This window comes from Sinorhizobium sp. BG8, assembly GCF_016864555.1.
GTDB lineage: Bacteria > Pseudomonadota > Alphaproteobacteria > Rhizobiales > Rhizobiaceae > BG8.
Map to the genome: position 1 here is coordinate 2,171,931 of NZ_CP044011.1, position 23,368 is coordinate 2,195,298.

Annotated in this window: 21 protein-coding genes and 2 pseudogenes; 9 read left to right on the top strand and 14 right to left on the bottom strand. The window is 63.2% G+C overall.

The genetic code is table 11. From position 1 onward, the window contains the following. Positions 1 to 111: 111 nt before the first annotated feature. From rplI to F3Y30_RS10190, 7 genes are all read right to left on the bottom strand, one after another. Positions 112 to 687, bottom strand: coding sequence for a 50S ribosomal protein L9 (gene rplI, locus F3Y30_RS10160; protein ID WP_203426349.1), 576 nt, complete (start codon positions 685 to 687; stop codon positions 112 to 114). Between the two features lie 22 nt (positions 688 to 709). Beyond that, on the bottom strand, positions 710 to 1,687 hold the full coding sequence (locus F3Y30_RS10165; protein ID WP_203426350.1) for a DUF2232 domain-containing protein: 978 nt from the start codon (positions 1,685 to 1,687) through the stop codon (positions 710 to 712). Between the two features lie 224 nt (positions 1,688 to 1,911). After that, complete coding sequence (gene rpsR, locus F3Y30_RS10170) at positions 1,912 to 2,160, bottom strand: 30S ribosomal protein S18 (protein ID WP_097139135.1); 249 nt, start codon at positions 2,158 to 2,160, stop codon at positions 1,912 to 1,914. A 25-nt stretch (positions 2,161 to 2,185) separates the two neighbouring features. Beyond that, on the bottom strand, positions 2,186 to 2,632 hold the full coding sequence (gene rpsF, locus F3Y30_RS10175) for a 30S ribosomal protein S6 (protein ID WP_203426351.1): 447 nt from the start codon (positions 2,630 to 2,632) through the stop codon (positions 2,186 to 2,188). Positions 2,633 to 2,922: 290 nt separating this feature from the next. Beyond that, positions 2,923 to 3,210 (bottom strand): protealysin inhibitor emfourin, encoded by a 288-nt coding sequence (locus tag F3Y30_RS10180; RefSeq protein ID WP_203426352.1) that lies wholly within the window; start codon positions 3,208 to 3,210, stop codon positions 2,923 to 2,925. A 36-nt stretch (positions 3,211 to 3,246) separates the two neighbouring features. Further along, the gene (locus F3Y30_RS10185; protein ID WP_246752931.1) at positions 3,247 to 4,257 is read right to left on the bottom strand and encodes a M4 family metallopeptidase; all 1,011 of its coding nucleotides are present in this window, start codon (positions 4,255 to 4,257) and stop codon (positions 3,247 to 3,249) included. Positions 4,258 to 4,501: 244 nt separating this feature from the next. Then, complete coding sequence (locus F3Y30_RS10190) at positions 4,502 to 5,545, bottom strand: aldo/keto reductase (RefSeq protein WP_203426354.1); 1,044 nt, start codon at positions 5,543 to 5,545, stop codon at positions 4,502 to 4,504. 207 nt (positions 5,546 to 5,752) lie between these two features. On the opposite strand from F3Y30_RS10190, the gene fabD reads away from it, so the two are divergent. The 7 genes and pseudogenes from fabD (at position 5,753) to gmk (ending at position 12,392) form a co-directional block, all read left to right on the top strand. After that, positions 5,753 to 6,697, top strand: a complete 945-nt coding sequence (gene fabD, locus F3Y30_RS10195) for an ACP S-malonyltransferase (protein ID WP_203426357.1) — start codon at positions 5,753 to 5,755, stop codon at positions 6,695 to 6,697. A 38-nt stretch (positions 6,698 to 6,735) separates the two neighbouring features. Then, complete coding sequence (fabG, locus tag F3Y30_RS10200) at positions 6,736 to 7,473, top strand: 3-oxoacyl-[acyl-carrier-protein] reductase (protein WP_203426359.1); 738 nt, start codon at positions 6,736 to 6,738, stop codon at positions 7,471 to 7,473. A gap of 277 nt (positions 7,474 to 7,750) precedes the next feature. Further along, entirely contained in the window at positions 7,751 to 7,987 is a 237-nt protein-coding gene (locus F3Y30_RS10205) for an acyl carrier protein (protein WP_003531676.1), read from the top strand. A gap of 107 nt (positions 7,988 to 8,094) precedes the next feature. Next, positions 8,095 to 9,353: pseudogene (gene fabF, locus F3Y30_RS10210) on the top strand (beta-ketoacyl-ACP synthase II). A 154-nt stretch (positions 9,354 to 9,507) separates the two neighbouring features. Beyond that, on the top strand, positions 9,508 to 10,686 hold the full coding sequence (mltG, locus tag F3Y30_RS10215; protein WP_203426557.1) for an endolytic transglycosylase MltG: 1,179 nt from the start codon (positions 9,508 to 9,510) through the stop codon (positions 10,684 to 10,686). Positions 10,687 to 10,835: 149 nt separating this feature from the next. Beyond that, positions 10,836 to 11,722, top strand: a pseudogene (locus F3Y30_RS10220) (YicC/YloC family endoribonuclease). Positions 11,723 to 11,741: 19 nt separating this feature from the next. Continuing rightward, positions 11,742 to 12,392 (top strand): guanylate kinase, encoded by a 651-nt coding sequence (gene gmk / locus F3Y30_RS10225; RefSeq protein WP_203426558.1) that lies wholly within the window; start codon positions 11,742 to 11,744, stop codon positions 12,390 to 12,392. 27 nt (positions 12,393 to 12,419) lie between these two features. Here the strand turns inward: gmk and rsmA are convergent, their stop codons facing one another. From rsmA to lptF, 6 genes are all read right to left on the bottom strand, one after another. After that, the gene (rsmA, locus tag F3Y30_RS10230) at positions 12,420 to 13,247 is read right to left on the bottom strand and encodes a 16S rRNA (adenine(1518)-N(6)/adenine(1519)-N(6))-dimethyltransferase RsmA (RefSeq protein ID WP_203426360.1); all 828 of its coding nucleotides are present in this window, start codon (positions 13,245 to 13,247) and stop codon (positions 12,420 to 12,422) included. Next, complete coding sequence (gene pdxA, locus F3Y30_RS10235) at positions 13,247 to 14,272, bottom strand: 4-hydroxythreonine-4-phosphate dehydrogenase PdxA (RefSeq protein ID WP_203426361.1); 1,026 nt, start codon at positions 14,270 to 14,272, stop codon at positions 13,247 to 13,249. The genes rsmA and pdxA overlap by 1 nt, the downstream gene beginning before the upstream one ends. 75 nt (positions 14,273 to 14,347) lie before the next feature. After that, a complete protein-coding gene (locus tag F3Y30_RS10240) occupies positions 14,348 to 15,286 on the bottom strand; it encodes a peptidylprolyl isomerase (RefSeq protein WP_203426362.1) in 939 nt (312 codons plus the stop codon). Between the two features lie 154 nt (positions 15,287 to 15,440). Beyond that, on the bottom strand, positions 15,441 to 17,777 hold the full coding sequence (locus tag F3Y30_RS10245; RefSeq protein ID WP_203426363.1) for an LPS-assembly protein LptD: 2,337 nt from the start codon (positions 17,775 to 17,777) through the stop codon (positions 15,441 to 15,443). Next, positions 17,777 to 18,862, bottom strand: a complete 1,086-nt coding sequence (lptG, locus tag F3Y30_RS10250; RefSeq protein WP_203426559.1) for an LPS export ABC transporter permease LptG — start codon at positions 18,860 to 18,862, stop codon at positions 17,777 to 17,779. Before lptG ends, F3Y30_RS10245 begins: the two co-directional genes overlap by 1 nt. Then, positions 18,859 to 20,037 carry an LPS export ABC transporter permease LptF gene (gene lptF / locus F3Y30_RS10255; RefSeq protein ID WP_203426364.1) on the bottom strand — a complete coding sequence of 393 codons (1,179 nt, stop codon included), beginning with the start codon at positions 20,035 to 20,037 and terminating at the stop codon, positions 18,859 to 18,861. The genes lptG and lptF overlap by 4 nt, the downstream gene beginning before the upstream one ends. 294 nt (positions 20,038 to 20,331) lie before the next feature. Here lptF and F3Y30_RS10260 point away from each other — a divergent pair, with 294 nt between their 5' ends. Both F3Y30_RS10260 and F3Y30_RS10265 read left to right on the top strand, forming a co-directional pair. Then, positions 20,332 to 21,828 (top strand): leucyl aminopeptidase, encoded by a 1,497-nt coding sequence (locus tag F3Y30_RS10260; RefSeq protein ID WP_203426365.1) that lies wholly within the window; start codon positions 20,332 to 20,334, stop codon positions 21,826 to 21,828. 4 nt (positions 21,829 to 21,832) lie between these two features. After that, positions 21,833 to 22,282: a DNA polymerase III subunit chi gene (locus tag F3Y30_RS10265; protein ID WP_203426366.1), complete on the top strand. Its 450-nt coding sequence runs from the start codon at positions 21,833 to 21,835 to the stop codon at positions 22,280 to 22,282. A 144-nt stretch (positions 22,283 to 22,426) separates the two neighbouring features. Here F3Y30_RS10265 and F3Y30_RS10270 read toward each other — a convergent pair whose 3' ends face one another. Then, positions 22,427 to 23,353, bottom strand: coding sequence for a Gfo/Idh/MocA family oxidoreductase (locus F3Y30_RS10270; protein ID WP_203426367.1), 927 nt, complete (start codon positions 23,351 to 23,353; stop codon positions 22,427 to 22,429). Between the last annotated feature and the right edge of the window lie 15 nt (positions 23,354 to 23,368).

The window sequence follows — 23,368 nt, forward strand, 5'->3', positions numbered from 1 at the left end:
GTCTAACGACATAAAACAAATAACAAAAAAGCCCGGATTTCAAGCCGGGCTTCTTGAATTTGTCGCACGCGGAGCGGGCGGCCGGAAGGCCGCACACCACGTTTGTGCCTATCAGGCTTCTTCGCCTTCGCCTTCGGCTTCCGGATCGAAAAAGTCTTCCGGACGCAGGGCATCCTCGTCGACGCCGTAGATCGCGTCGGCGGAGGTGAGGCTTTCGCCCTTGGCCTGGCGCTCGGCTTCGTCGGCCGAACGGGCAACGTTCAGCTGAATGCTGATCGCGACTTCGGCGTGCAGGTGCAGGACCACCTTGTGCAGGCCGATGGTCTTGATCGGGGTGTTGAGTTCGATCTGGTTGCGGCCGACGTTGAAGCCTTCTGCTACCAGCGAATCGACGATGTCACGCGCTGCGACCGAGCCGTAGAGCTGGCCGGTTTCGCCGGCGGAGCGGACGATGACGAAGTTCTTGCCGTCGAGCTTCTCGGCGACCTTCTGGGCCTCCGACTTGCGCTCGAGGTTACGGGCTTCGAGCGTTGCGCGCTCGGCTTCAAAGCGTGCCTTGTTGGCGGCGTTAGCGCGCAGCGCCTTGCCGAGCGGCAGCAGGTAGTTGCGTGCGAAGCCGTCGCGAACCTTTACGGTTTCGCCCATCTGGCCGAGCTTGGCGATGCGTTCGAGGAGAATGACGTCCATTTCGAGTTCCTTTCTTGAGATGTCAGATTGATGGGGTACGAGGTTTTTCGCTCGGGCCGGTTGGCGTAAGCGCGATCGTGCGCCGCGTGTCCGACAGGCCTAGAACGAGAATTGCGATAACCGGGATGGTGAACAGCAGCACGGAAACGTAGGCGAGCCACAGTGCTGCCAGCCGCCAGACCTTGCCCCGGCTGCGATGATGGAGAACCGCGAAGCCGGAGAGCACGAAGCCCGCTCCGAACGTGCCGCAGATCAGGGCGCCGATGATGGCCGGAACGCCGCCCGCGAATGTCAGGACGAGGCCGCCGAGGAAGACGAAGATCGCGTTGCGGTGCATGCGAAGTGCAGCCGGCATGTCCTCGCGCGGACGCAGCCCCTTGCCGGAGGCGCGCACGATGAAGAGCGCGATGTAGTAGGCTGCGAACAGAAGGAAGACCCAGAGCGCGCCCTGCACCAGGGGCAGTGCCAGCGCGAAGATCGCCTTGATCTGGGCGACCGCGGCCGGGTCGGGGTTATAGAGGGGCTCCTGCTCCTGCAGCGTCTGAAGGACGATCTCGACCAGTCGGTCCGCCATCGTGCTGTCGTAGCCGACGATCATGCCGACGGCGATCATGCCGAGCGTCACCATGAGCGCGAGATGGGTCAGGATGTTCGACAGCGGATACCAGGCCAGCGCGTTGTCCGGGCCGCCGAGTTCGGTGGCCGGGCGTGCGAGATTGGCAAGGTTGCTGAGCCAGCCCGCCGGGATCAGCGTGATGATAACGATCAGCAGGGCAAAATGCGAGGAAACGAGCGTCGAGGCGGTGAGGCCCGCGGCAATGACGGCGATGAACGCGCTGGCATTGCCCCAGCCGAGGCCTGCAATGAGAATGGGAAGCGCGGAGGCTGCGTAGAGGAAGATCGCCAGAGTCGATTGCGCGTTCGCGCTCAGCGAAAGCAGAGCGGCGGTCACTCCGGCCACGAGGCCGATCGCAATCGAGGTCCAGTTCAGGTTCTTCACGTTCGCTGTCCTGTCTGTCCAGACAGTTAGAGGAGCTTCCTGATCTAATCTCTCAGGCGTCTCCCCAACATGGGGTTTCGGCACGGGCCCGTCCGACTGTCGGGAGGCTTTCTGCCGGTGGTTCCGATCCGCGCCCATCGCGGAAGGGAGAAGGGAGGGCGCGAGCGCCTTCCCTCAATTCGGTGTCGTCGCCCGCGGCATGGCCCGGGCGGCGGTCGGCCCTATCAGGCTACGACGTAGGGCAGCAGGCCCAGGAAACGGGCGCGCTTGATCGCCTTTGCGAGTTCGCGCTGCTTCTTCTGGGAAACGGCCGTGATGCGGGACGGAACGATCTTGCCGCGCTCGGAAATGTAGCGCGAGAGCAGGCGTACGTCCTTGTAGTCGATCTTCGGTGCGTTTGCGCCGGAGAAGGGGCAGGTCTTGCGACGGCGGTGGAACGGACGGCGTGCCGGAGCGGAAGAAATATCAGCCATTGTCTTAAATCTCCTTCAGCTTCGGTTATGCGCGGTCTTCGCGCGGACGACGGTCGCCACGGTCCGGGCGGTCGCCATCGCGGCGCGGGCCACGGTCGCCGAAGCCACGGTCGGGACGGTCGCCATCACGGCGCGGACGGTCGTCGCGGTCGCGCTTCTGCATCATCGCGGACGGGCCTTCTTCGTGGGCTTCGACGGCGATGGTCATGTAGCGCAGAACGTCTTCGTTGATGCGCATCTGACGTTCCATTTCCTGCACGGCGGCAGCCGGAGCGTCGATGTCCATCAGGGCGTAGTGAGCCTTGCGGTTCTTCTTGATGCGGTAGGTCAGGGACTTGAGGCCCCAGTTTTCTACACGCCCGACCTTGCCGCCGTTTGCTTCGATGACGCCCTTGTACTGTTCGACGAGAGCTTCAACCTGCTGAGCGGACACATCCTGCCGGGCAAGGAATACATGTTCGTAAAGAGCCATGGTGGCTTGCCTTTCTTGCGTTTGATCCATCACCCGGAACCGGCGCCAAGCCTCAACGACTGATCTCAGGACCCTTTCGGGTCGGGCAAGAAAAGCGTTTCACTAGACGGTCGAGAGCGGAGACACGGGAGGCTGGAGCTCTTGGCCCCAAACGGCTTCCTTGCGAAAACCGGCCCTCCGTTCAGCCACCAGCCGGTACGACCGGGTGTTTTGAACAGCGCGCTTATACAGAACTATGCGCTGAATGCAAGGGAAGGGGCGAAGATAGTTCGGGCGAGCGGGGAGGCTCTTCACTCGAGCTCGTCGCGAATGACCGATGTCAGAGCGCTCGGAACCGCCTCCTCGGGCACCTCGATGGTCCTGACGCCGGATGTGGTCTGCCAGGTGATACGGCAGATGAAGCTGTCGCGCATGGGCGATGGTTTCGCCTTTCCGGCTGTCGCAAACAGCTGCTCCACGGATTTCTTGTCGCTCTCGGACAACTGGTCGAACGTCATTGCGCCGCGGCTCTTGATGCGCGACTTCGGCAGCCCGAATCCGGCGAGCCCCCCGATCCTCTCGATTTTGAGGTCATCCATGCCTGATCCTATCATCCCGCGGGCGTGCGGTCACGCCTACAGTCCGACCTGCTGCCAGCCGTCATCCACCGCCTGAGCGACCGCGGCGTCACCGGGGTAGAGCTTGGCCGCCCATTTTCGCGTCCGGTTGGCGAATGTCTTCATCCGCATGTTGGGCGAGGGGCGCGAACCGGTAAGCGTGCGGTACCAGATCTGGCCGGGTTTATCCCAGCTGTTGCCGCCGATTGCCGTGGCGATCTTGTAGAAGGCGAAATTGGGGATGCCGCTGCTTTCGTGCGGATCCATTCCGGGCGCGTAGTCCGAATAGTGGACAGGCTGCGGTGCCAGGCAGTGGTTCCCGCCGGGGTCGGCCATGTCGCGAAGGCAGGTATAGCCGCTGGCCTTTGCCTGAGACCCCATGATATCCCCGCCGATGAGCCAGCTTGTGGTCCCTCCGGTCTGGGAGGCGCGCCACTGGTTGAACATCACGCCGAAGACGTCGGATGCGCTTTCGTTCAGTCCGCCGGCCTGGTTGGCATAGGCGAGCTGCAGGCTGTATTGCGTGACGCCGTGGGTGAGTTCGTGGCAGACGACGTCGTCGCCCTGGGTGAAGTCCACGAAGATCGCGCCGTCGCCGTCGCCATAGGTCATCTGGAAGCCGTTCCAGAAGGCGTTGTTGTAATTGACGCCATAGTGGACGGATGATTGCATCGTCATGCCGGCATTGTCGATCGAGTTCCGCCCGAACAATGTCTTGTAGAACTTTGCGACCGCGGTCGTGGTGTCGAAGGCGCGTTTTATGGTCCCGTCTGCCGAGCTGCCCGGGTTGGAGATCGGCGTGCCGGGCAGGGCCTGGGAATTCTTGCAGTCGTAGACAAGCACGGATGGTGCTGCCGCCAGCGTCGCGATGCCCTGCGAGACCGCGAAAGAAGTGCGCGTCAGCTTCAGCGCCTGTTCGCGGATCTTGCGGGTTTCAGCATCAAGCTTTGCCGTGTTCGCCAGCCCGTCGCGAACCGCCTTCGACAGGCGGTCGTCCTCCGACAATTTCAGAAGAACGCTCTTGGGCACAATCGTACAGTACCTGCACATCGTGAGTCCCCCTTGCTTGCGCAGTCTCTAAAATAATGCCGAGTGTCCGGTTAGTAAATCTACCGGAGGTGGTGCTGGCGAAATTCTGAAGGTTTGGATGGTCAGGTCGCAGGCGCGAGGCGCGATATCGGCCCGGCCTCGGGGCAGCGCGCTGTGGGGACCGCGAGGCGCAAGGTAGCCGGCAGGGTCAGGTGTGCCGGGGGAGGCCCCGGCACGCGAAGTTTCAGATCGGTGCGGGGAACTGCCTGTGCAGCTTCCGTATGCCCTGGAGCAGTTCCGGCGACAGGGTCAGGTCGGCGGAGGAGATGTCCGTGCTGAGCTGGTCCATCGTGGTCGCGCCGATAATCACCGAGGTCATGAACGGCCGCGACAGGCAGAAGGCCAGCGCAAGCTTCGCCGGATCGACATCGTGTTCGCGTGCGAGTGCCACATAGGCCGCCACGGCCGGCTCCTGGTGCGGTTGGTAGCGTCCGCCGAGGTCTCCGTTCTTCGTCAGGCGCGATCCTTCCGGGCGCGCGCCGTTCAGATATTTCCCGGTGAGCAGCCCGGCCGCCAGAGAAGAATAGGCCAGCAGCCCCACGTTCTCATGGTGCGAAAGCTCGGCGAGATCGAGGTCGAACGTGCGATAGAGCAGGTTGTATTCGTTCTGGATGGAGGCCATCCGCGGCAGACCGTGCTGTTCTGCGAGCTTCAGGTACGCCATCGTTCCCCAGGCCGTCTCGTTGGAAAGGCCGACGGCGCGGATCTTGCCCTGCTTCGTCAGGTCGCCGAGCGTTCCCAGGATCTCAAGCAGTTCGTCTGCCACCCGCGCGCTGTCCTGGCGCGACGGATCGTAGGTCCAGGAGTTGCGGAAGTGATAGTGTCCGCGGTTCGGCCAGTGCAACTGGTAAAGGTCGAGATAGTCGGTCTGAAGCCGCTCGAGAGTGCCGTCGATGGCTGCGAGCATGCCTTCGCGCGTCATCGGCGCGCCGCCGCGTATGTAGGGCCGGCCGGGGCCGGCAACCTTGCTGGCAAGCACGATCTTGTCCCGCTTGCCGCCCTGCTTCAGCCAGGTTCCGATGAAGCGTTCGGTATCGCCGTAGGTTTCGGGTGAAAGTGGCGTCGTCGGGTAGAGTTCGGCGGTGTCGATGAAGTTCACGCCGTGGGCGAGCGCATAGTCGAGCTGCGCATGGGCCTCGGTCTCGCTGTTCTGCGATCCCCAGGTCATGGTGCCGAGACAGATCTCCGAAACCGAAATATCGGTTCTGCCGAGCGTTCTGTATTTCATAGTGGCAATTGTCCTGCTGATTGAAACGGCCGGGAATGTAGGCTCGTCTCGGGGAAGTGCAAGCGCTTTGGACGCTGAAACGAAGGATTTTCCTGGGATGGAGCGCGGCGGAAGCGGCCATGATGGAGCGCCCGCAAGGGTGGCAAGCCTTGACTCCACTCCCCAGAATGTGAATGGAGAGTAAAAAACAAAGACGGGAGAAACCCCATGAGCGTAGCATTCACCTTTCCCGGTCAGGGCAGCCAGGCCGTCGGAATGGGCAAGGAACTGGCTGATGCCTTTCCGGAAGCCGCCGCCGTATTTGCCGAAGTCGACGAAGCGCTTGGCGAGAACCTCTCGACCCTCATGTTCGAAGGGCCGGAATCGCACCTGACGCTGACCGCCAACGCCCAGCCCGCGCTGATGGCGGTGTCCATGGCGGTCATGCGTGTCCTGGAAGCGCGTGGCTTCTCGCTTTCACAACATGCCTCATATGTGGCCGGGCACTCGCTCGGCGAATACTCGGCGCTCTGTGCCGCCGGTGCCCTGTCGATTGTCGACACGGCGCGGCTCCTGCGCATCCGCGGCAACGCCATGCAGTCGGCGGTGCCGGTCGGCGAGGGCGCCATGGCCGCGATCATCGGGCTCGAACACACCGACGTGCAGGCGATCTGCGACGAGGCATTCGTTCACGGCACCTGTCAGATCGCCAACGACAATGGCGGCGGCCAGCTGGTCATCTCCGGCGCAAAGCCGGCCGTCGAGCGTGCTGCGCGTATTGCGACCGAAAAGGGCGCCAAGCGCGCGCTGATGCTGTCGGTGTCCGCTCCCTTCCACTCGGCTCTCATGGCGCCTGCCGCCGAGGCCATGCGCGAGGCGCTGGCGCAGGTCGAGATGAAGGCCCCGGTCGTCCCGCTCATCGCCAACGTCCGTGCCGCGCCGGTGACCGACCCCAAGGAAATCACCGGCCTTCTCGTGGAACAGGTGACGGGCCAGGTGCGTTGGCGCGAGACCGTGGAATGGTTCGCGGCCAACGATGTGACGACGCTGTATGAAATCGGCTCCGGCCGCGTGCTGAGCGGGCTCGCCCGCCGGATCGACAAGTCGGTTACCGGCACGGCCGTCAACACGCCTTCCGAAATTGAAAGCGCGCTTGCCGCGCTCCTTGGCTGATCCGCAGTCGCGGACGCCGCAGTAACAGGAAAAGAACCATGTTTGATCTTTCAGGCCGCAAGGCACTGGTAACCGGAGCTTCCGGTGGTATCGGCGAGGAAATCGCCCGCATTCTCCACGCCCAGGGCGCACTTGTCGGCCTGCACGGCACGCGGGTCGAGAAGCTGGAGGCACTGGCCAACTCGCTCGGCGAGCGTGTCAGGATCTTCCCGGCAAACCTCTCCGATCGCGCCGAGGTAAAGGCTCTCGGCGAGAAGGCGGAAGCCGATCTCGGCGGCGTCGACATCCTCGTCAACAATGCCGGCATCACCAAGGACGGTCTCTTCGTGCGCATGAGCGACGAGGACTGGGACAGCGTTCTGGAAGTCAACCTGACGTCCGTCTTCCGGCTCACGCGTGAACTCACCCATCCGATGATGCGGCGCCGTTTCGGGCGCATCATCAACATCACCTCGGTGGTCGGCGTTACCGGCAATCCCGGCCAGGCCAACTACTGTGCCTCCAAGGCGGGCATGATCGGCTTCACCAAGTCGCTCGCCCAGGAGATCGCGAGCCGCAACGTCACCGTGAACTGCGTGGCGCCCGGTTTCATCGAATCGGCCATGACGGACAAGCTCAACGACAAGCAGAAGGACGCGATCATGGGAGCAATCCCGATGAAGCGCATGGGCACCGGTGTGGAGGTCGCATCGGCCGTTGCCTACCTCGCCTCGTCGGAAGCGTCCTACATGACGGGCCAGACCCTGCACGTCAACGGCGGCATGGCGATGATCTGACGGGGTGTAAAAAGCCCGGCTTGCTTGTGAAAATAGCATGTTGAACGGCGTGGACCGGGCGATTTTCGGACTTTGCGGCAGACTTAAACCGTGTTAATCGGGCCATGACTGCCAGCAGTCGACCGCGAATGTGTGGGTGTACGGCGCCGCGAGAGTGCCTGCCGAGACCGCATCTCCGGTTGAAGAGTTTGCCCGATATGCCTCGGCGTGGCGGGCATGGTTGAGTGACCGGTGCCTTGGAGGCATCGTATAAATAACAAAGGTCGAGGAATCCGACATGAGCGATATCGCAGAACGCGTAAAGAAAATTGTCATAGATCATCTGGGCGTTGACGCCGAAAAGGTCAGCGAAGGCGCAAGCTTCATCGATGATCTTGGCGCGGACTCGCTCGACACGGTCGAACTGGTCATGGCCTTCGAAGAAGAGTTCGGCGTCGAAATTCCGGACGATGCTGCAGATTCGATCCTGACCGTCGGTGACGCCGTCAAGTTCATCGAGAAGGCACAGGCCTGATCCGGGCTTTGCCCGAGCGGGCCGCATGTCGGCCCGCCACGGCTTCCCCTGTGGAGGCCGACCCTCTTCCACGAGGCGCGTAAGTTAGACAGGGTGGATCACGGACAATGAGACGTGTCGTTATCACCGGTACCGGCATGGTATCTCCCTTGGGCTGCGGCACCGAAGTGACCTGGTCCCGGCTTCTGGCCGGCCAGAGCGGCGCCCGTCGGGTGACCGAATTCGAGGTCGACGACCTCCCTGCGCAAATTGCCTGCTGTATTCCGACCGGCGACGGCACTGACGGCACGTACAATGCCGACCAGTGGATGGAGCCGAAGGAGCAGCGCAAGGTCGATCCCTTCATCACCTATGCGATGGCTGCCGCCGATATGGCGCTTGCCGATGCGGGCTGGCATCCGAAGACGGATGACGACCAGATCGCCACCGGTGTCCTGATTGGTTCCGGCATCGGCGGTCTCGAAGGCATCGTCGAAGCGGGATACACCCTGCGCGACAAGGGTCCGCGGCGCGTTTCGCCCTTCTTCATTCCCGGCCGTCTCATCAATCTGGCCTCGGGTCAGGTCTCGATCCGTCACAAGCTGCGCGGTCCCAATCATTCGGTCGTGACGGCGTGTTCGACGGGCGCCCACGCAATCGGCGACGCAAGCCGGCTGATCGCATTGGGAGACGCCGACGTCATGGTTGCGGGCGGGTCCGAATCTCCCGTCTGCCGCATCGCGCTCGCGGGCTTCGCCGCCTGCAAGGCGCTCTCCACCGCCCGTAATGACGATCCGACCGCTGCGTCCCGTCCCTATGACCGCGACCGCGACGGCTTCGTCATGGGCGAGGGCGCCGGCATCGTGATCCTTGAAGAACTCGAGCACGCCAAGGCGCGTGGCGCAAAGATCTACGCCGAGGTCGTCGGCTACGGCCTGTCGGGCGACGCATATCACATCACCGCCCCGTCAGAGGACGGCGATGGTGCCTACCGCTGCATGAGCATGGCGCTGAAGCGCGCCGGCATCTCGGCGGGAGAACTCGACTACATCAACGCCCATGGCACTTCCACCATGGCCGACACGATCGAACTCGGTGCCGTCGAGCGCCTCGTCGGCAACAACGCCGGCCGCGTTTCGATGTCTTCCACCAAGTCCGCGATCGGCCACCTTCTCGGGGCCGCCGGTGCCGTCGAGGCGATCTTCACGGCGCTTGCCATTCGCGACAACATCGCGCCGCCGACGCTGAACCTCGACAATCCCGATGTCGAGACGGCAATCGACCTCGTTCCGCACAAGGCAAGGAAGCGCGAAATCAACGTGGCGCTTTCCAATTCCTTCGGCTTCGGGGCACCAACGCCTCCATCGTGCTGCGCCGCTACGCCTGACCTCTTGATTGGTCCGCGTGGAAGCGGAATATGCTCCTGACCGGAGAAAACCACGCCGGGGTCACGACGTCGTGACCCCGAACCTGTTTTTGCCGCATTGCCTAGTATAGAGAATCGATTGATCTACAACGACCGCGATGCCGAACAACGAGGGCTGCCCGTGAGTGACACGAACAATGCCGGCGAAACGGCAAGCACCGGACCGATCATTCCCAAATCCGCCAGCGAGGCCCTGCGCCCGGAGAAGGTTCCGCAGCCGCCCCGTCGCTCGCGCAAGGCCCGCAGCCAGATCGTTATCTTTCTCAATTTCCTGCTGACGATCGTCATCTTCGTCACCATTGCGGCGATCGGCATCTTCTACTACGGCATCAACTCCTATCGGGAGGCGGGTCCGCTCACGCAGAACACCAATTTCATCGTTCGCAACGGCGCCGGTCTCAATGAGATCGCGGCGAGCCTGGAGCGCAACAACGCCATCACCGACGGCCGGGTTTTCCGCATCCTGTCGCGCGTCTATCTCGATGGCGAAACCCTGAAGGCCGGGGAGTACGAGATCAAGGCCGGCGCCTCCATGCATGACATCATGGAGCTCCTCAAGTCCGGCAAGTCGATCCTCTACAGCGTATCCGTGCCGGAGGGCCTGACGGTCAAGCAGGTGTTCGACCGTCTGCAGAACGACGCGATTCTCGAAGGCGACCTGCCTGCCGAGCTTCCGGCCGAGGGCTCGCTGATGCCCGACACCTACAAGTTCTCGCGCGGCACCAAGCGTGGGGAAATCGTCCAGCAGATGCTTTCCGCCCAGCAGGTCATGGTCGATCAGATCTGGGAGAAGCGCGACCCGGACCTGCCGATCACCACCCGCGAGGAATTCGTCACGCTTGCCTCGATCGTCGAGAAGGAAACCGCCCGTGCGGACGAGCGTCCCCGCGTCGCCGCGGTCTTCCTCAACCGGCTGAAGAAGGGCATGCGGCTGCAGTCCGACCCGACGATCATCTACGGGATCTTCGGCGGGGACGGCAAGCCGACCGACCGCGCCATCCTCCAGTCCGATCTCGACAAGGCGACACCCTACAACACCTATGTGATCAAGGGGCTGCCGCCCACGCCGATCGCCATCGTCGGACGCGCAGCACTCGAGGCCGTGGCGAACCCGTCGCACACCACCGACCTCTACTTCGTCGCCGATGGCACGGGCGGCCACGCCTTCGCCAAGACACTCGACGAGCACAACGTCAACGTGAAGCGCTGGCGCAAGCTAGAGGCCGACAAGGCCGCTGAAGCCGCCAAGGCCGCTGAAGGTGCCAAGGAAGAGGGGCAGGCCGACCCGGAGTGATCCGGGCGGCACGGAGCTGCATTTCCGTTGGGGATTTCGCAGGGTCCCCACGCATTCCGTTGCGGAACGCGCTATAAGCGGCGACGTGCCTGCACGCTGAGAGCCCGACGACGGCTCATGCGGGGCTGGCCTTGCTGATGGAGATCGACATGCCCCTCCAATCCATGACCGGTTTCTCCCGTACCGAGGGAACCAGTGGCCGCTACCGCTGGGCCTGGGAACTGCGTTCGGTCAACGGCAAGGGCCTCGATCTGAGGCTGAGAATTCCCCAGGGATTTGAGCATCTCGAAACGGAGGTGCGCCAGAAGGCCGCCGAACGTTTCGCCCGGGAAACATCCAGATCGGCCTTTCCGTCTCCGTGAGCGAGACGCAGGTCGAGGCAGTGGTGAACCAGGGAGCGCTGTCCGCAGTCCTTGCTCTGCGCGAGCAGCTCGCGGGCATTATCGATTCCGCTCCGATGAAGCTCGATACGCTGCTCTCGGTCCGCGGTATCGTTGATTTTCGAGACGTCGAGGAGAGCCCCGAGGAACGCACCAGGCGCGAGGAGGATGTCCGAACCGGACTGGCTGCCGCAATCGAGCATCTCCTCGACATGCGCGCCAGCGAAGGCGTGGCGTTGAATCAGGTGCTCCTCGCCCAACTGGCACGCATCGAGGAACTCGTATCCGTCGTAGAGAACGATCGCGCACGCAGCGTCCAGGCGCTTGCCGAGCGCCTCTCGACCCAGATTGCCGCCCTTGTCCAGTCGAGCACTGCGCTCGACCGCGACCGGCTTCACCAGGAGGCGGTGCTTCTGGCAACGAAGGCGGATCTCAGGGAGGAGATCGACCGGCTGACCTCGCATGTGCGCGCGGCCCGCGAGCTGCTCGTCAACGGCGGCCCGGTCGGTCGCAAGCTCGATTTCCTTGCACAGGAATTTAACCGCGAATCGAATACCATCTGCTCAAAATCGAACTCGTCCGCCGTCACTGCGGCAGGGATCGAGCTGAAGGTCGTTGTCGACCAGTTTCGTGAGCAGATTCAGAATTTGGAGTGAAATCATGAGCGCGCAAGACATGCCGACGCACGTCGAGATCAAGCGGCGGGGCCTGATGTTGGTGATCTCGTCTCCATCAGGGGCGGGCAAGTCGACGATTGCGCGTAACCTGCTCGACGTGGACAAGAACATGAACCTGTCCGTCAGCGTGACGACCAGGCAGCGCCGCCCGAGCGAGATCGAGGGCGTACACTACCGCTTCGTCAGCATTCGCGAGTTCGAACGGCTGCGCGATTCGGACTCCCTCCTGGAATGGGCTGAGGTGCACGGCAATTTTTACGGCACGCCGCGCGAGACCGTCGAGGACGCCATGTCGGCCGGCCGCGACATGCTGTTCGACATCGACTGGCAGGGTGCCCAGCAGCTGCAGGAGAAGATGCCCGCCGATGTGGTGTCGATCTTCATCCTTCCTCCGTCCATGACCGAGCTGCAGTCGCGCCTGCACCGGCGCGCGGAGGATACCGAGGAAGTGATCGCGACAAGGCTCGCGAACTCGCGCTCCGAGATCGAGCACTGGCGCGAGTACGACTACGTGGTCGTCAACGACGACCTGAACCGCGCCTTCACCTCGCTGAAGTCGATCGTCGAGGCCGAGCGCCTTCGCCGCGACAGGCGTCCCGGCCTGTTCGATTTCGTCACGAAGCTCCTGACCGAGAAGCCCGTTCTCTGAGCGGCTGCCCTCTTCGGGCAACGCGTTTCAGAGGGTATTGGCGAGCAGCACGAATTCCTCGACGGAAAGTGTTTCGGCACGCCGTTGCGGGTCTATTCCGGCCTTCGACAGAAGGGCCTCCCCGCCAAGCGATTTCAGGCTTTGGCGCAGCATCTTGCGCCGCTGGCCGAAGGCGGCCTGGGTCACGCGTTCCAGCTTGTCGGCGGAGCACGGGAGGGGATTGTCGATGGGCTCCAGCTGGACCACCGACGAGGTGACCTTCGGGGGCGGGGTAAAGGCCTGTGGCGGCACGTCGAAGGCCATGCGCGCCTTCGTACGCCAGCCGCAGAGCACGCCCAGCCGGCCATAGTGATCGTCGTCCGCATCCGCGACGATGCGCAGGCCGACCTCCTTCTGGAACATCAGCGTCATCGACATGTAGAAGGGCGGCCAGTTGCGCGGAAGAAGCCAATTCACGAGAAGCTGCGTTCCGACATTGTAGGGCAGGTTCGCGATGATGCGCACGGGACGGCCGTCGGTGAGCGCCTCGAAGTCTGTCTTCAGCGCATCGCCCTCGATGACGGTGAGTCGTCCCGGATAGTGATCGGAAATTTCCGCAAGCGCAGGCAGGCAGCGGGAGTCCCGCTCGATGGCGATGACCCTCCTTGCGCCAAGAGCGAGGATCGCCCGCGTCAGACCGCCAGGCCCGGGCCCGACCTCGATCACGGTGCAGTCCTCGAGCGGTCCCGCGGTCCGCGCGATCTTCTGTGTCAGGTTGAGATCGAGCAGGAAGTTCTGTCCGAGTGCCTTGCGGGCATCGAGCCCGTGGCGCTGGATCACGTCGCGAAGTGGCGGAAGCCCGTCCAGAGCGGCCATCACACGGCCTTCCGTTCGTTGCGGGCAAGCGAGGCGGCCAGCCGGATCGCGGCAAGCAGGCTGTCGGGCTTGGCCTTGCCGGCACCGGCGAGCGCAAACGCCGTGCCGTGGTCCGGCGAGGTCCGGATGAAGGGCAGTCCGAGCGTGGCGTTGACGGAATCGTCGAAGCCCAGCGCCTTAGCCGGTATCAGCGCCTGGTCGTGGTACATGCAGACCGCCACGTCATAGGTGGCGCGTGCGGCGTCATGGAACATCGTATCCGCGGGCAGGGGGCCGAAGGCATCGATTCCCGCCGCGCGCAGCCGGTCGATCGCCGGGCGGATGATTGCGTCATCCTCCAGGCCGAGTGCTCCGCCTTCACCCGCATGCGGGTTGAGCCCGGCAACGGCAAGGCGCGGCGCGGCAATGCCGAACCGGTCGCGCAGATCCGCAGCCGTCGTCGTAACGGTGCGCACGATCAGATCCTCGGTAAGCTCCGACGGGACATCCTTGATCGGGATATGGATTGTGACTGGAACCGTCTTCAGTTTCGGCCCGGCAAGAAGCATGACCGGCAGCAGCTTTGTTCCCGTCGCGCGTTCGGCGAGGTCGGCCAGATACTCGGTATGACCCGGAAAACCGAAACCCGCATCGTACAGTACCGATTTGGCGATAGGGTTGGTGACGACCGCCGAGGTGCGCCCGGCCATCGTCAGTTCTACCGCCGTCGAGATCGCTTCGATGATCGCACCGGCATTGGCGGAATCCGGGGAGCCCGCTACCGCCGGTCGCGCCAGCGGGATGTCGTGGACGGGCAGAGCATGGGCAAAGGCCGCGCTCGCTTCCTCGGCCGTCGCCTTGGAGGTGACAAGCGCTATGCCGAGATGGGCGGCGCGCTCTACAAGCATCGCGGCGTCGCCAACATAGAGGAAGGCCGGAAGGTCGAGTTCCTTCCTCGCCGACCAAAGCGCAAGGGTGATGTCCGGGCCGATCCCCGCCGGATCACCCATGGTGAGTGCCAGCGGCGAAATAGCTCTGTCTGTCATGGAGTTGGCCCAGTCCCTTCGCCCGACCTGCGAGAACGCTGGAAGGTTCCCGCAGCTCGGCGTGTGTGCGAAATGTCAGCGATTGATGATCTGGGCCTTCTTGCGAAGTTCCTCGACATACTTCTTGCTGTTGGCGTCCGCCTGCTCGCCGTCCTTCTTGCCGAGGTCCTCGGCGCGGAAGACCATTTCGGCGGCAACGTCGTCGTTGACTTCGCGCTTCTTGCAGATGGCGAGATATTCTACGCCCCGGTTGGTGACGCGCGTGCCGGTGGTGGCACCGTCGGCCTTCTTGACCAGCGGCTCCCAGTCTTCGGGAAGCTGGGGCTCGAGGATGCGTCCGAGATCGCGGACGGAAACGTCGAGCATGGTTGCGGCGAACACCTTCGCCTGGTCGCAACCCGGGAATTTGGACCGGGACGCTTCCGCTTCCGCCTTGCGCTTGCCGAGGATGGCGTTGCGCTTGGCTTCCGGCACCACGAAGATGATCTGCTTGAGGAAGTATTCGGTCGTCACCGGCTTCTGGCCGCCGCGTTCCGCCATGCGCTGAGCGAGGTCGTTGGTGTTGTTCGCGCTGCCATAGCGCGCGTTGACCACACGCGGCCAGCTCATCTGGATGGCGATATACTTCTTGAAGTGATCGCTGCCGACGCCTGCCTGATCGAGAATCTGGCCGAGCTGCTGGACGGTCAGCTTGTTGGAGGAGGCAAAGCGCGCGAAGGAGGCGTCCACGTCGCTGGTGCTGACCGATGCGCGTGCGCGAAGGATCTCGGCGCGCTTGAGCACCTCGTCGATCAGCTGTTCGCGGGCGATCTCGCGCAGGTTGCCCTTTGTGCGCTGGAGCTTCAGGAAGGCCACGCGGCGGGAAATGTCGCCGGACGTGATCGCGGTGTTGTTGACGACGACCTCGATGCCGTTGGCGGCGTGTGCGGAGGTCGCAGGAACGCTGATCGTCGCCGCAACGGCAAGTGCTGCGCTGAGGAACACGGCGCGCCCGGTGGAAATTCTGCCCTTCATCCCTGACCCTTTCAATATGCCCATCCCGCGCAGCTGACTGGAGCGCTCTCGACAGATATCGCTGCCGGCGGGGGAAACAGCCTTACCGTGTGCATAATACATGCGGCCAAACAATGACAAGGGGCGCCCGAAGCGTAACGGGCGCCAGCCTCGCTCAATCGAAGCCCTGCAGATCGGTGTCGCCGACCTGGATGTCGCCGAGCGTACGGAAGCTCAACCGGGCACCGATCGACCAGTCGTTCGCAACGGACGAGGAGCTGTCCCGCGTCTGCTCGTAGACGATCGAGAAGACCGTGTCCCGGTCGTCATAGGTCAATCCAATGCCGTTGCGCGATACGTTGTGGTCGTTGATGTCGTAGGTGATCGATCCGAACACCGACCAGTAATCCTTGAACTTCAGCGCGGCAGCCGACTGGATCTCGTCATTGTTCGACGGGAGACCGTAAAGCGGCTGGGCGGCGATGCGGGTATAGGTCAGCTCCGACTGGAACCGGTGGTTCTCGAAGCCGATCGTGGCGTCTGTGCGGCTCAGCGAAAGGTCGTCGCGATCGAGCCTAGCGCTCGCGGCAAGCGCGATTCCGTTGGGCATGTCGATGCCAGCCATGCCGACATAGTCGGATGCATCCGACTCCAGGCCCGAATTGGCGCCGGCGTTGACGAGGTCGGGGGAGGCGAACGAGTTCTTGCCCGCGAGCTGGAAGGACTGTCCCACGATGCTGCGCAGCGTGTAGCCGTTATCGAAGCTGCCGGTGTAGCGCATCCCGACATTGGCGCGGGTGCCGCCTTCAACGCGGTCGAAGCCCGAGAACTTGTCGCGATCGAAAAGCGAGGTCGCATCGAACACGAAGCTCTGTGCATCCTCGTTCGGCAGGCCGCCCGCGAGGTCCTCGTCCGGCCGCGCATAGATCTGGCCGATCGGCTCGAAGATGTGGCTGCTGTGTTCCGTGGTCGCGAGGATCGGATACCGCGCCTCGAGGCCGGCAGTCAGCATCGCCCGCGTGGCGTCGTCGGCATTGGTGTAGTTGCCGGCATAGCCTGCGCCGGGCGGGGTCATGTCGAGGCGATAGGCATCGCCGCGCGCCGCGAGCAGGGGGGTCAGTACCAGTCCGCCCGGTGCAACGAACTGGCGCTTCCACTCGATCTCGCTGGTGAGGCGCGTCATGCCGCCCTCGAGGCCGCGGAAGCGCTCGTTGCCGAGCACGGAGTAGGAATCGAGCCGGTCGCGATGGATGTTCGTTATGTTGCTGGTGACGCTGAGCTCGCCGCCGAAGATCGGCTGGGGCGCGATGTAGTCGTAGTCGAGCGTCTGCGGGATCGCCTGCTTGTTTTCTTCCTTGTTGCCGTCGTCGGCATCCTGCACGTCGAAGTAGAAGCCGCGCAGGTCGAAGAAATTCCGCTCGCCGAGACCCGTCAGGTAGATCTGGTTGGTATGGATGCGGTCGTCGAGGCCGTCCAGATCGTAGGTTCGCGAGAAGTTGTTGTCGGTCTGGATCATCGCATCCCAGCCGAAGGCCCAGCGGGGATTGATCTTGAACTCGCCCGTCGAGGCCAACATGCCGCGGCCGGTCACGTTCGCGTCTGTCGTGCCTTCGGTGAACACGTTGGTGTTCATCTGGTCGATGCCCGCGGCGCGCAGCGTTACCAGTCCGCTGTGGAACCGCTTGCGGAACTCGCCTTCGAGCAGGAAGCCCTGGCGCGTATAGCCGCTTGCGGCGACGGTCGCGTCCATGTCCGGAGCAATGGCGAAATAGTAGGGAACGCCGACCCCGAGCCCGAGCTTCTGCGCGTAGCTGAACTGCGGGAAGAGGAAGCCGGACTTTCTCTTGACGGTGTGGTCGGGGATCGTCAGCGTCGGCAGGTAGGCGATCGGCTTGCCGAACATCTCGAACTGCGCGTGTTCCAGCCGGATTGTGTGTGTCTTGCCGTTCTGGACGATCCGCTCGGCCTTGATCTGCCACAGCGACCGGTGCGTCGGATTGGTCGCGCAGGGCGTGCAGGCGGTGTAGACGGCCTTGTTGAGGATCATCTCCTCGTCGTTCACACGTTCGCCGCTCGTTGCCGCGATCTTGGTCAGGTCGGTCGTCTCGATTCTGAGCGCGTTGACGAAGCCGTTGGCGAAATCGTCAGAAAGATCGAGGTTCTGGGCATAGACCTTGTTTCCCGACGGTTCGATCAGTTCGATATCCCCGACGGCGCTCAGCCGGCCGGTCTTCTGGTCGTAGACGACCTGGCGCGCGACGAGCTGGTAGCCACCGTAGTTGATCTGCACCGCCCCGCGGGCGATCACCTTCTCGGTGTCTTTGTTATAGACGAGTTCGTTCGCCGCCAGCAGGAGCTTGGCGTCTTCCGGAATCTTGGGTTCAAGCGATTCGATATTCTGGGTCTGGGCGCGTGCGGGCACCGAAACGGTGCACACGAGCGCACAGGAGGCCGCTCCTGCAAGCAGGGCGATCCTGAGCCATCTGTACCTTCCGCGGTTGCCTGCCGCCACTAACCATCCTCCTGATGAAGCAGAATTGTAGCCCCTAGAGCCATTGCTACGACGACTGGCAACCAGGCCGCAACGAACGGAGGAACTACACCGCTGCTTCCGAATGCTTTCACAAGCACGGTGACGACATAAAGCATGAAGCCTGACAGGATTCCACCCAGAATCACCGACCGGGATTGGTTAAACCTGCTAAATTTCAGAGAGACGCTTGCAGCGATCAGCGTCATTGCAACCAACAGCAGCGGCAGCGATAGCAACGAGTGGAACTGGGTCTCCATCCCGTAGGTTGGAAAACCGAAGGACTTGGCGGCCTCGATCTTCCGTCCGAGGCTGAAAAACGGAATTGATTCAGGCTTTTCGAGGTTTTCCTGAACGAATTCCTGCTTCAGATTGGTACGAAGCTGTAGCGTGGGGAGACGGCGCGGCAACTCTCCCACCTGCGTCTCCAGCACGTTCTTAAGCAGCCAGTAACCATCTTCCAATGTGGCCGATTCGGCGTCCTGGCGCAGATTGATGCGGCCTTCCGAATCGAAATGGATGATCGTCACGTTGAGCAGGCGCGTACCATCGTCCATGACGGCCTTCGCGCCGATGATCGCATCGTCATTCTTGTAGATCTGGCGCAGCCACGGGATCGACGTCGTCGTCGATTTTCCCTGGGTCGCGCTCCATTCGGCTTCCAGCGACTGCGCTTCCTTCGTCGACCATGACGCGAGCGGGTTGATGGCCGCCACGGCGAGAATTCCGAAGAGGAAGGCGCCGATCACGAAGGGCCTGAGGAACTGCCACACCGAAATGCCGGCCGCGCGCGTCACCACGAGTTCGTAGCGACGATTGAGCGACATGAGGGCAGCCATCGCCGAAAAGAGCGCGACGAAGGGGACCGTCTGCATCAGGATCGCGGGGATCCGAAGCGCCGTCATCAGGAGCCCGCCCGCCAGTGTGTATTTCGGCAGGGAGGCCATGCGGTTCGCCGTCTCGCTGAAATCGATGATGAAGATCAGCGCGAAGATTCCGGCCAGGAACCAGAAGGTCGTAACCACGTAGCGGCGGAAGAAATAGAGGCCGAGTGTAGGGATCATCAGCGGGTTCCCCCGCTCGCCGTGCCGGAGCGTCCGCTCAGCCGCTCCACGATCGTCTTGCGCAGCTCGCCGATGCGTTCGCCGAGACTCATGGGAATGTCGAGACTTTTGTTACCCTGCAGGCAGCGGATGCAGATGACCGTGGCCGCGATCGGCAGGAGATACATCACGGGGATGAAGTAGAGCGAATCCTCGGCGCTGTTGCTTGCGTAGAAGGTCAACCATCGGAAGAGGAACGCCAGCAGCAGGGCTGTCACGAGCGGATGAACGCGCGCCTCCCTGTGGGACCGTGCGTCGCCGCTGACGACGAGCGCGATGAGGCCGAAGATGGCCGGGAATGTCCATTCCGTCAGTCGCCGGTGCAGTTCGGCGGTGAACTGCTGGGGATTGCGCTTCACCTGGGGATCGGCGGGATCGGGATTGAGGAGGAACGGCAGGTCGCGGTCCTTGGCGCGGATACTCGCATGCGCTGCTGTCTGCGTCAGGTCCGTGAGGTCGAAGGCATAGGAATCGAACTTGATCACCGAGACATTGCCGTCCGGAATCTTGCGGTGGACCTCGCCGTCCTTCATGACAAGCGCGGAACTCCTCTCGTCGATGGCGCCTTCGCGGGCGTAGTAGACGAGGTCGAACTTGGGGTCGCGGGAATCGGCGACGAAGAGGCCGCGCAGGATGCCGCCGTTGCGGCGTTCCGCCACCTGCACGTAGAGCCCGTCGGTGATCTTGCGGAAGGTGTTCTCCTGCACCACCGAGGAAAGCATGTCGGCATGCGCGGTAGCGATCATCTTGCGCACCGCCGTGCGCGAATAGGGTTCCACGAAGTTGTCGACCGCAAAGGAGACGACGCTGAGGGCGAGGCCGAGATACATCACCGGCCGGATGATCGTCATGCGCGAGCTTCCGGCCGCGTTGAGGACCGTCAGCTCCGAATCGGCATTCATGGCGGTCAGCGTCTGCGCGACGGCGATCACGAACGCGAAGGGCAGGATGATCGGAACGACCGACGGCAGAATCAGCGTCGCGAGCTTCATGAACGCGCCGATCGACTGGCCGCTGTCGGTCACAAGGTTGATGTTGCTCAACGCCTGGGTCGTCCACACGATGCCGAGGAGCGGCAGCAGCGTGGCGAAGAACATGAGCGTCGTCCGCCTGAATATGTAGCGCTCAATCAGTTTCATGTTGTGTCCCGATCGGCTGTGTCCCGCAGGCGGCTCAGTGTCGTGATCGCCGAGGCATCTGCTGCGGCTTTGCGCATATAAGCTTTCGCGGGCCATGTGCCATAGAAACTAGTGTGCACCGGCATGGAAAATTTATGGCGAACATTCATCGTTAACTGTCTGTAAACAAGGCTCGCTCTCTTGCCAAGCGCCGTAAAACGGACAAGGAATGCCTGAAACCTGCCAATAGGGCAACGCACGCGCGTGCTGCGCACGGGTGCAGCCCCCCAACGACAATCGAATCCGGAGCAAACCATGTCGTCCAAGTTCGAGATCAGCTTTTCAAAGTCCATGCGTCCCGCGGGCGGTGTGGCGGTGCTCCTGCAAGCTCTCGAGCAGGGGATAGCCGGCGCGAAGGAGGCCGATCCCGAGGGCGTCATTGCCAAGGCGGCCGAGATCTCCAAGTTCACCGGCAAGTCGCTCGCCACGCTTGATATCGTCGCTCCGCACGGCGCGCCCGTCGACCGCATTCTCGTCCTTGGCCTCGGCGATCCGGCGAAGCTCAGTGCCCATGACTGGCTGAAGGCGGGCGGTGCCGCGGCAGCCAAGATCCGCGGAGCCGAGAAGGTTTCTGTTTTCATCGATGTCCCCGAGCTCACCGTCACCGGCGAGAACGCGGCCGATTTCGCGCTCGGCATGGTCCTCGGTGCCTACAGCTTTGATACGTACAAGACCAGGAAGAACGGCGAGGAAACCAAGCCGAAGGACCAGAAGGCCGTAAAGGTCACGATCGTCACCTCCTCCGCGGCAGCGGCGAAGAAGGCGCACGCGACGGCGGCAGCCGTCGCCGAGGGTGTCATCCTTGCCCGTAACCTCGTCAACGAACCCGCCAACGTGCTTGGCCCGGTCGAATTCGCAGCCAAGGCAAAGGAGCTGGAAAAGCTTGGTGTCGAGGTGGAAATCCTGACCGAGCGTGAGATGAAGCGTCTCGGCATGGCGGCCCTTCTGGGCGTTGCCCAGGGATCCGGCCGTCCGCCGCGGCTGGCGGTGATGGAGTGGAAGGGCGGCAAGTCCAAGGACAAGCCGATCGCCTTCATCGGCAAAGGCGTCGTGTTCGACACCGGCGGCATCTCGATCAAGCCGGCGGCCGGCATGGAGGACATGAAGGGCGACATGGGCGGCGCCGCGGCTGTTATCGGTCTGATGCATGTGCTGGCGGCCCGCAAGGCCGAGGCCAATGTGGTCGGCATCCTGGGGCTGGTCGAGAACATGCCTGACGGCAACGCGCAGCGGCCCGGCGACATCGTGACCTCGATGTCGGGCCAGACGATCGAGGTCATCAACACCGACGCCGAAGGGCGTCTCGTGCTCTGCGACGCCCTCTGGTACTGCAATGAGAAGTTCAAGCCGCAGTTCATGATCAACCTGGCGACGCTGACCGGCGCGATCATGGTCGCGCTCGGCAGCCACCACGCCGGCCTGTTCTCCAACGACGACACGCTGGCGACCCGCCTGACGGCCGCGGGGCTCGCGACGAACGAGCGGCTCTGGCGCATGCCGCTCGGCAAGGAATACGACAAGATGATCGACAGCAAGTTCGCCGACATGAAGAACACCGGCGGCCGCTATGCGGGCTCGATCACCGCTGCGCAGTTCCTCCAGCGCTTCGTCAAGGACACGCCCTGGGCGCATCTCGACATCGCCGGCACCGCGATGGGGTCTCCGTCCGACGAGATCAACCAGTCCTGGGGCTCGGGCTTCGGGGTGCGGCTGCTCAACGAGCTGGTGCGGGCCTACTACGAGGGCAACTGATCCCGTGAGCGAGGTCCTGTTCTATCACCTGACCGAATCGAAGCTGGAAGACGCTCTGCCGCCGCTCCTCGACAAGAGCCTGGAGCGCGGCTGGCGGGTGATCGTGCAGACCGGAAGCGCCGAGCGCAGGGATGCGCTCGATACGCTGCTGTGGACATGGCGGGAGGAAAGCTTCCTCCCGCACGGAACCGACGCGCAGCCCCATCCTGAGGACCAGCCCGTGCTCCTGACGACGGAGCTGGAGAACGCCAATGCCGCAACGGTTCGCTTTCTCGTCGACGGCGCGGTGCCGCCGCCGCTCGAAAGCTACGAGCGGGCGATCTTCATGTTCGACGGTTACGAGCAGCAGGAGCTGGAGGCCGCCCGCGGTCACTGGAAACGCCTGAAGGGCGAGGGGCACCAGCTCACCTACTGGCAGCAGAACGACGACGGTCGCTGGGTGAAGAAGGCCTAGGACCGGAGGCTTCCCCGCTAAGGCGAGGAACGGCCCCGAGGCCTGGGCAGGGTGCGGCTGGCCGGATATTCCGCTCTCCTACGCACTGCGCCGCCGCGGATATCGGCGCTGCCTCCCCGCCGGGACGGGGAGGCGCTGTCTTGATCAGTCGTAGAACGAATCGACGAATTTCCGCCTGCCGAGCATGAACGCATCGGCGACGTGGCGCAGCGGTGCAAGGTCGACGTCCGACCGGCCCGCCTTGATGATTTCGGCGAAGCGCTTGTAGAGCAACGGATACTCCTGCTCCGGCTCCTCGTGGCGGATCACGCCGTCGATCGAGAGCTTCGCTCCGCCCTCCGACAGCAGCATCTGCCCGGCGTCTGTCTCGGCAACGATGTCCCAGCTCTGCTTCCCGGTCTGGCGCCAGTCGAATTCGGCCGAAACGTCGAGGCCCACGGCGTCGGTAAACTGGATGTTTGCCGCGATGGGGGCATCCCGGTTCTCGGGGAATTCCAGCGTCGCGGACGTGATGAACACCGGACGCGGGAGGATATGGGTGACGATGGAGAGGGCGTTGATGCCCGGGTCGAAGACGCCGAGGCCACCCGCCTGCCAGATCCATTCCTGATTCGGATGCCAGTGGCGGACGTCTTCCTTCCAGATGACCTTCAGCGAGCGGATCGTCGTGGAGGCGAGGAACGCCTTCGCCGCCTCGACGCCGGGCGCATAGCGCGAATGCCAGCTTGCGAAGAGCGAAAGCCCCTTCGACGCCGCGAGCGCTTCGAGGTCGGCGACTTCGCTGAGCGTCGCACCCGGGGGCTTTTCCAGGAATACGTGCTTGCCGGCCGCCAGCGCCTTGTGGGCGGCCTCGTAGCGGTACTGCGGCGGCATGCAGAGCGAAACAGCATCGATCGCGGGCACGGCTGCAAGCATGTCGTCGATCGACTTGAAGTTGTCGATGCCGTCGACGGTGCCATGCCGGCTCGCGGCGGCGATCAGCTTGAAATCCGGGTTCTTGGCGATGGAGGGGAGGTGCTGGTCGCGGACGATCTTGCCGACGCCGACGATTGCGAGATGGATCGGGGACATGGTGCTTCGCTCGAT

Coding starts and splice junctions, on each gene's coding strand:
- pdxA (WP_203426361.1), bottom strand. CDS start 14,272: ATGACAGACAGAGCTATTTCGCCGCTGGCACTCACCATGGGTGATCCG.
- rpsR (WP_097139135.1), bottom strand. CDS start 2,160: ATGGCTGATATTTCTTCCGCTCCGGCACGCCGTCCGTTCCACCGCCGT.
- F3Y30_RS10190 (WP_203426354.1), bottom strand. CDS start 5,545: ATGAAATACAGAACGCTCGGCAGAACCGATATTTCGGTTTCGGAGATC.
- rplI (WP_203426349.1), bottom strand. CDS start 687: ATGGACGTCATTCTCCTCGAACGCATCGCCAAGCTCGGCCAGATGGGC.
- lptF (WP_203426364.1), bottom strand. CDS start 20,037: ATGAAACTGATTGAGCGCTACATATTCAGGCGGACGACGCTCATGTTC.
- gmk (WP_203426558.1), top strand. CDS start 11,742: ATGCCGACGCACGTCGAGATCAAGCGGCGGGGCCTGATGTTGGTGATC.
- rpsF (WP_203426351.1), bottom strand. CDS start 2,632: ATGGCTCTTTACGAACATGTATTCCTTGCCCGGCAGGATGTGTCCGCT.
- rsmA (WP_203426360.1), bottom strand. CDS start 13,247: ATGGCCGCTCTGGACGGGCTTCCGCCACTTCGCGACGTGATCCAGCGC.
- fabD (WP_203426357.1), top strand. CDS start 5,753: ATGAGCGTAGCATTCACCTTTCCCGGTCAGGGCAGCCAGGCCGTCGGA.
- F3Y30_RS10205 (WP_003531676.1), top strand. CDS start 7,751: ATGAGCGATATCGCAGAACGCGTAAAGAAAATTGTCATAGATCATCTG.
- F3Y30_RS10260 (WP_203426365.1), top strand. CDS start 20,332: ATGTCGTCCAAGTTCGAGATCAGCTTTTCAAAGTCCATGCGTCCCGCG.
- fabG (WP_203426359.1), top strand. CDS start 6,736: ATGTTTGATCTTTCAGGCCGCAAGGCACTGGTAACCGGAGCTTCCGGT.
- F3Y30_RS10270 (WP_203426367.1), bottom strand. CDS start 23,353: ATGTCCCCGATCCATCTCGCAATCGTCGGCGTCGGCAAGATCGTCCGC.
- F3Y30_RS10240 (WP_203426362.1), bottom strand. CDS start 15,286: ATGAAGGGCAGAATTTCCACCGGGCGCGCCGTGTTCCTCAGCGCAGCA.
- F3Y30_RS10180 (WP_203426352.1), bottom strand. CDS start 3,210: ATGGATGACCTCAAAATCGAGAGGATCGGGGGGCTCGCCGGATTCGGG.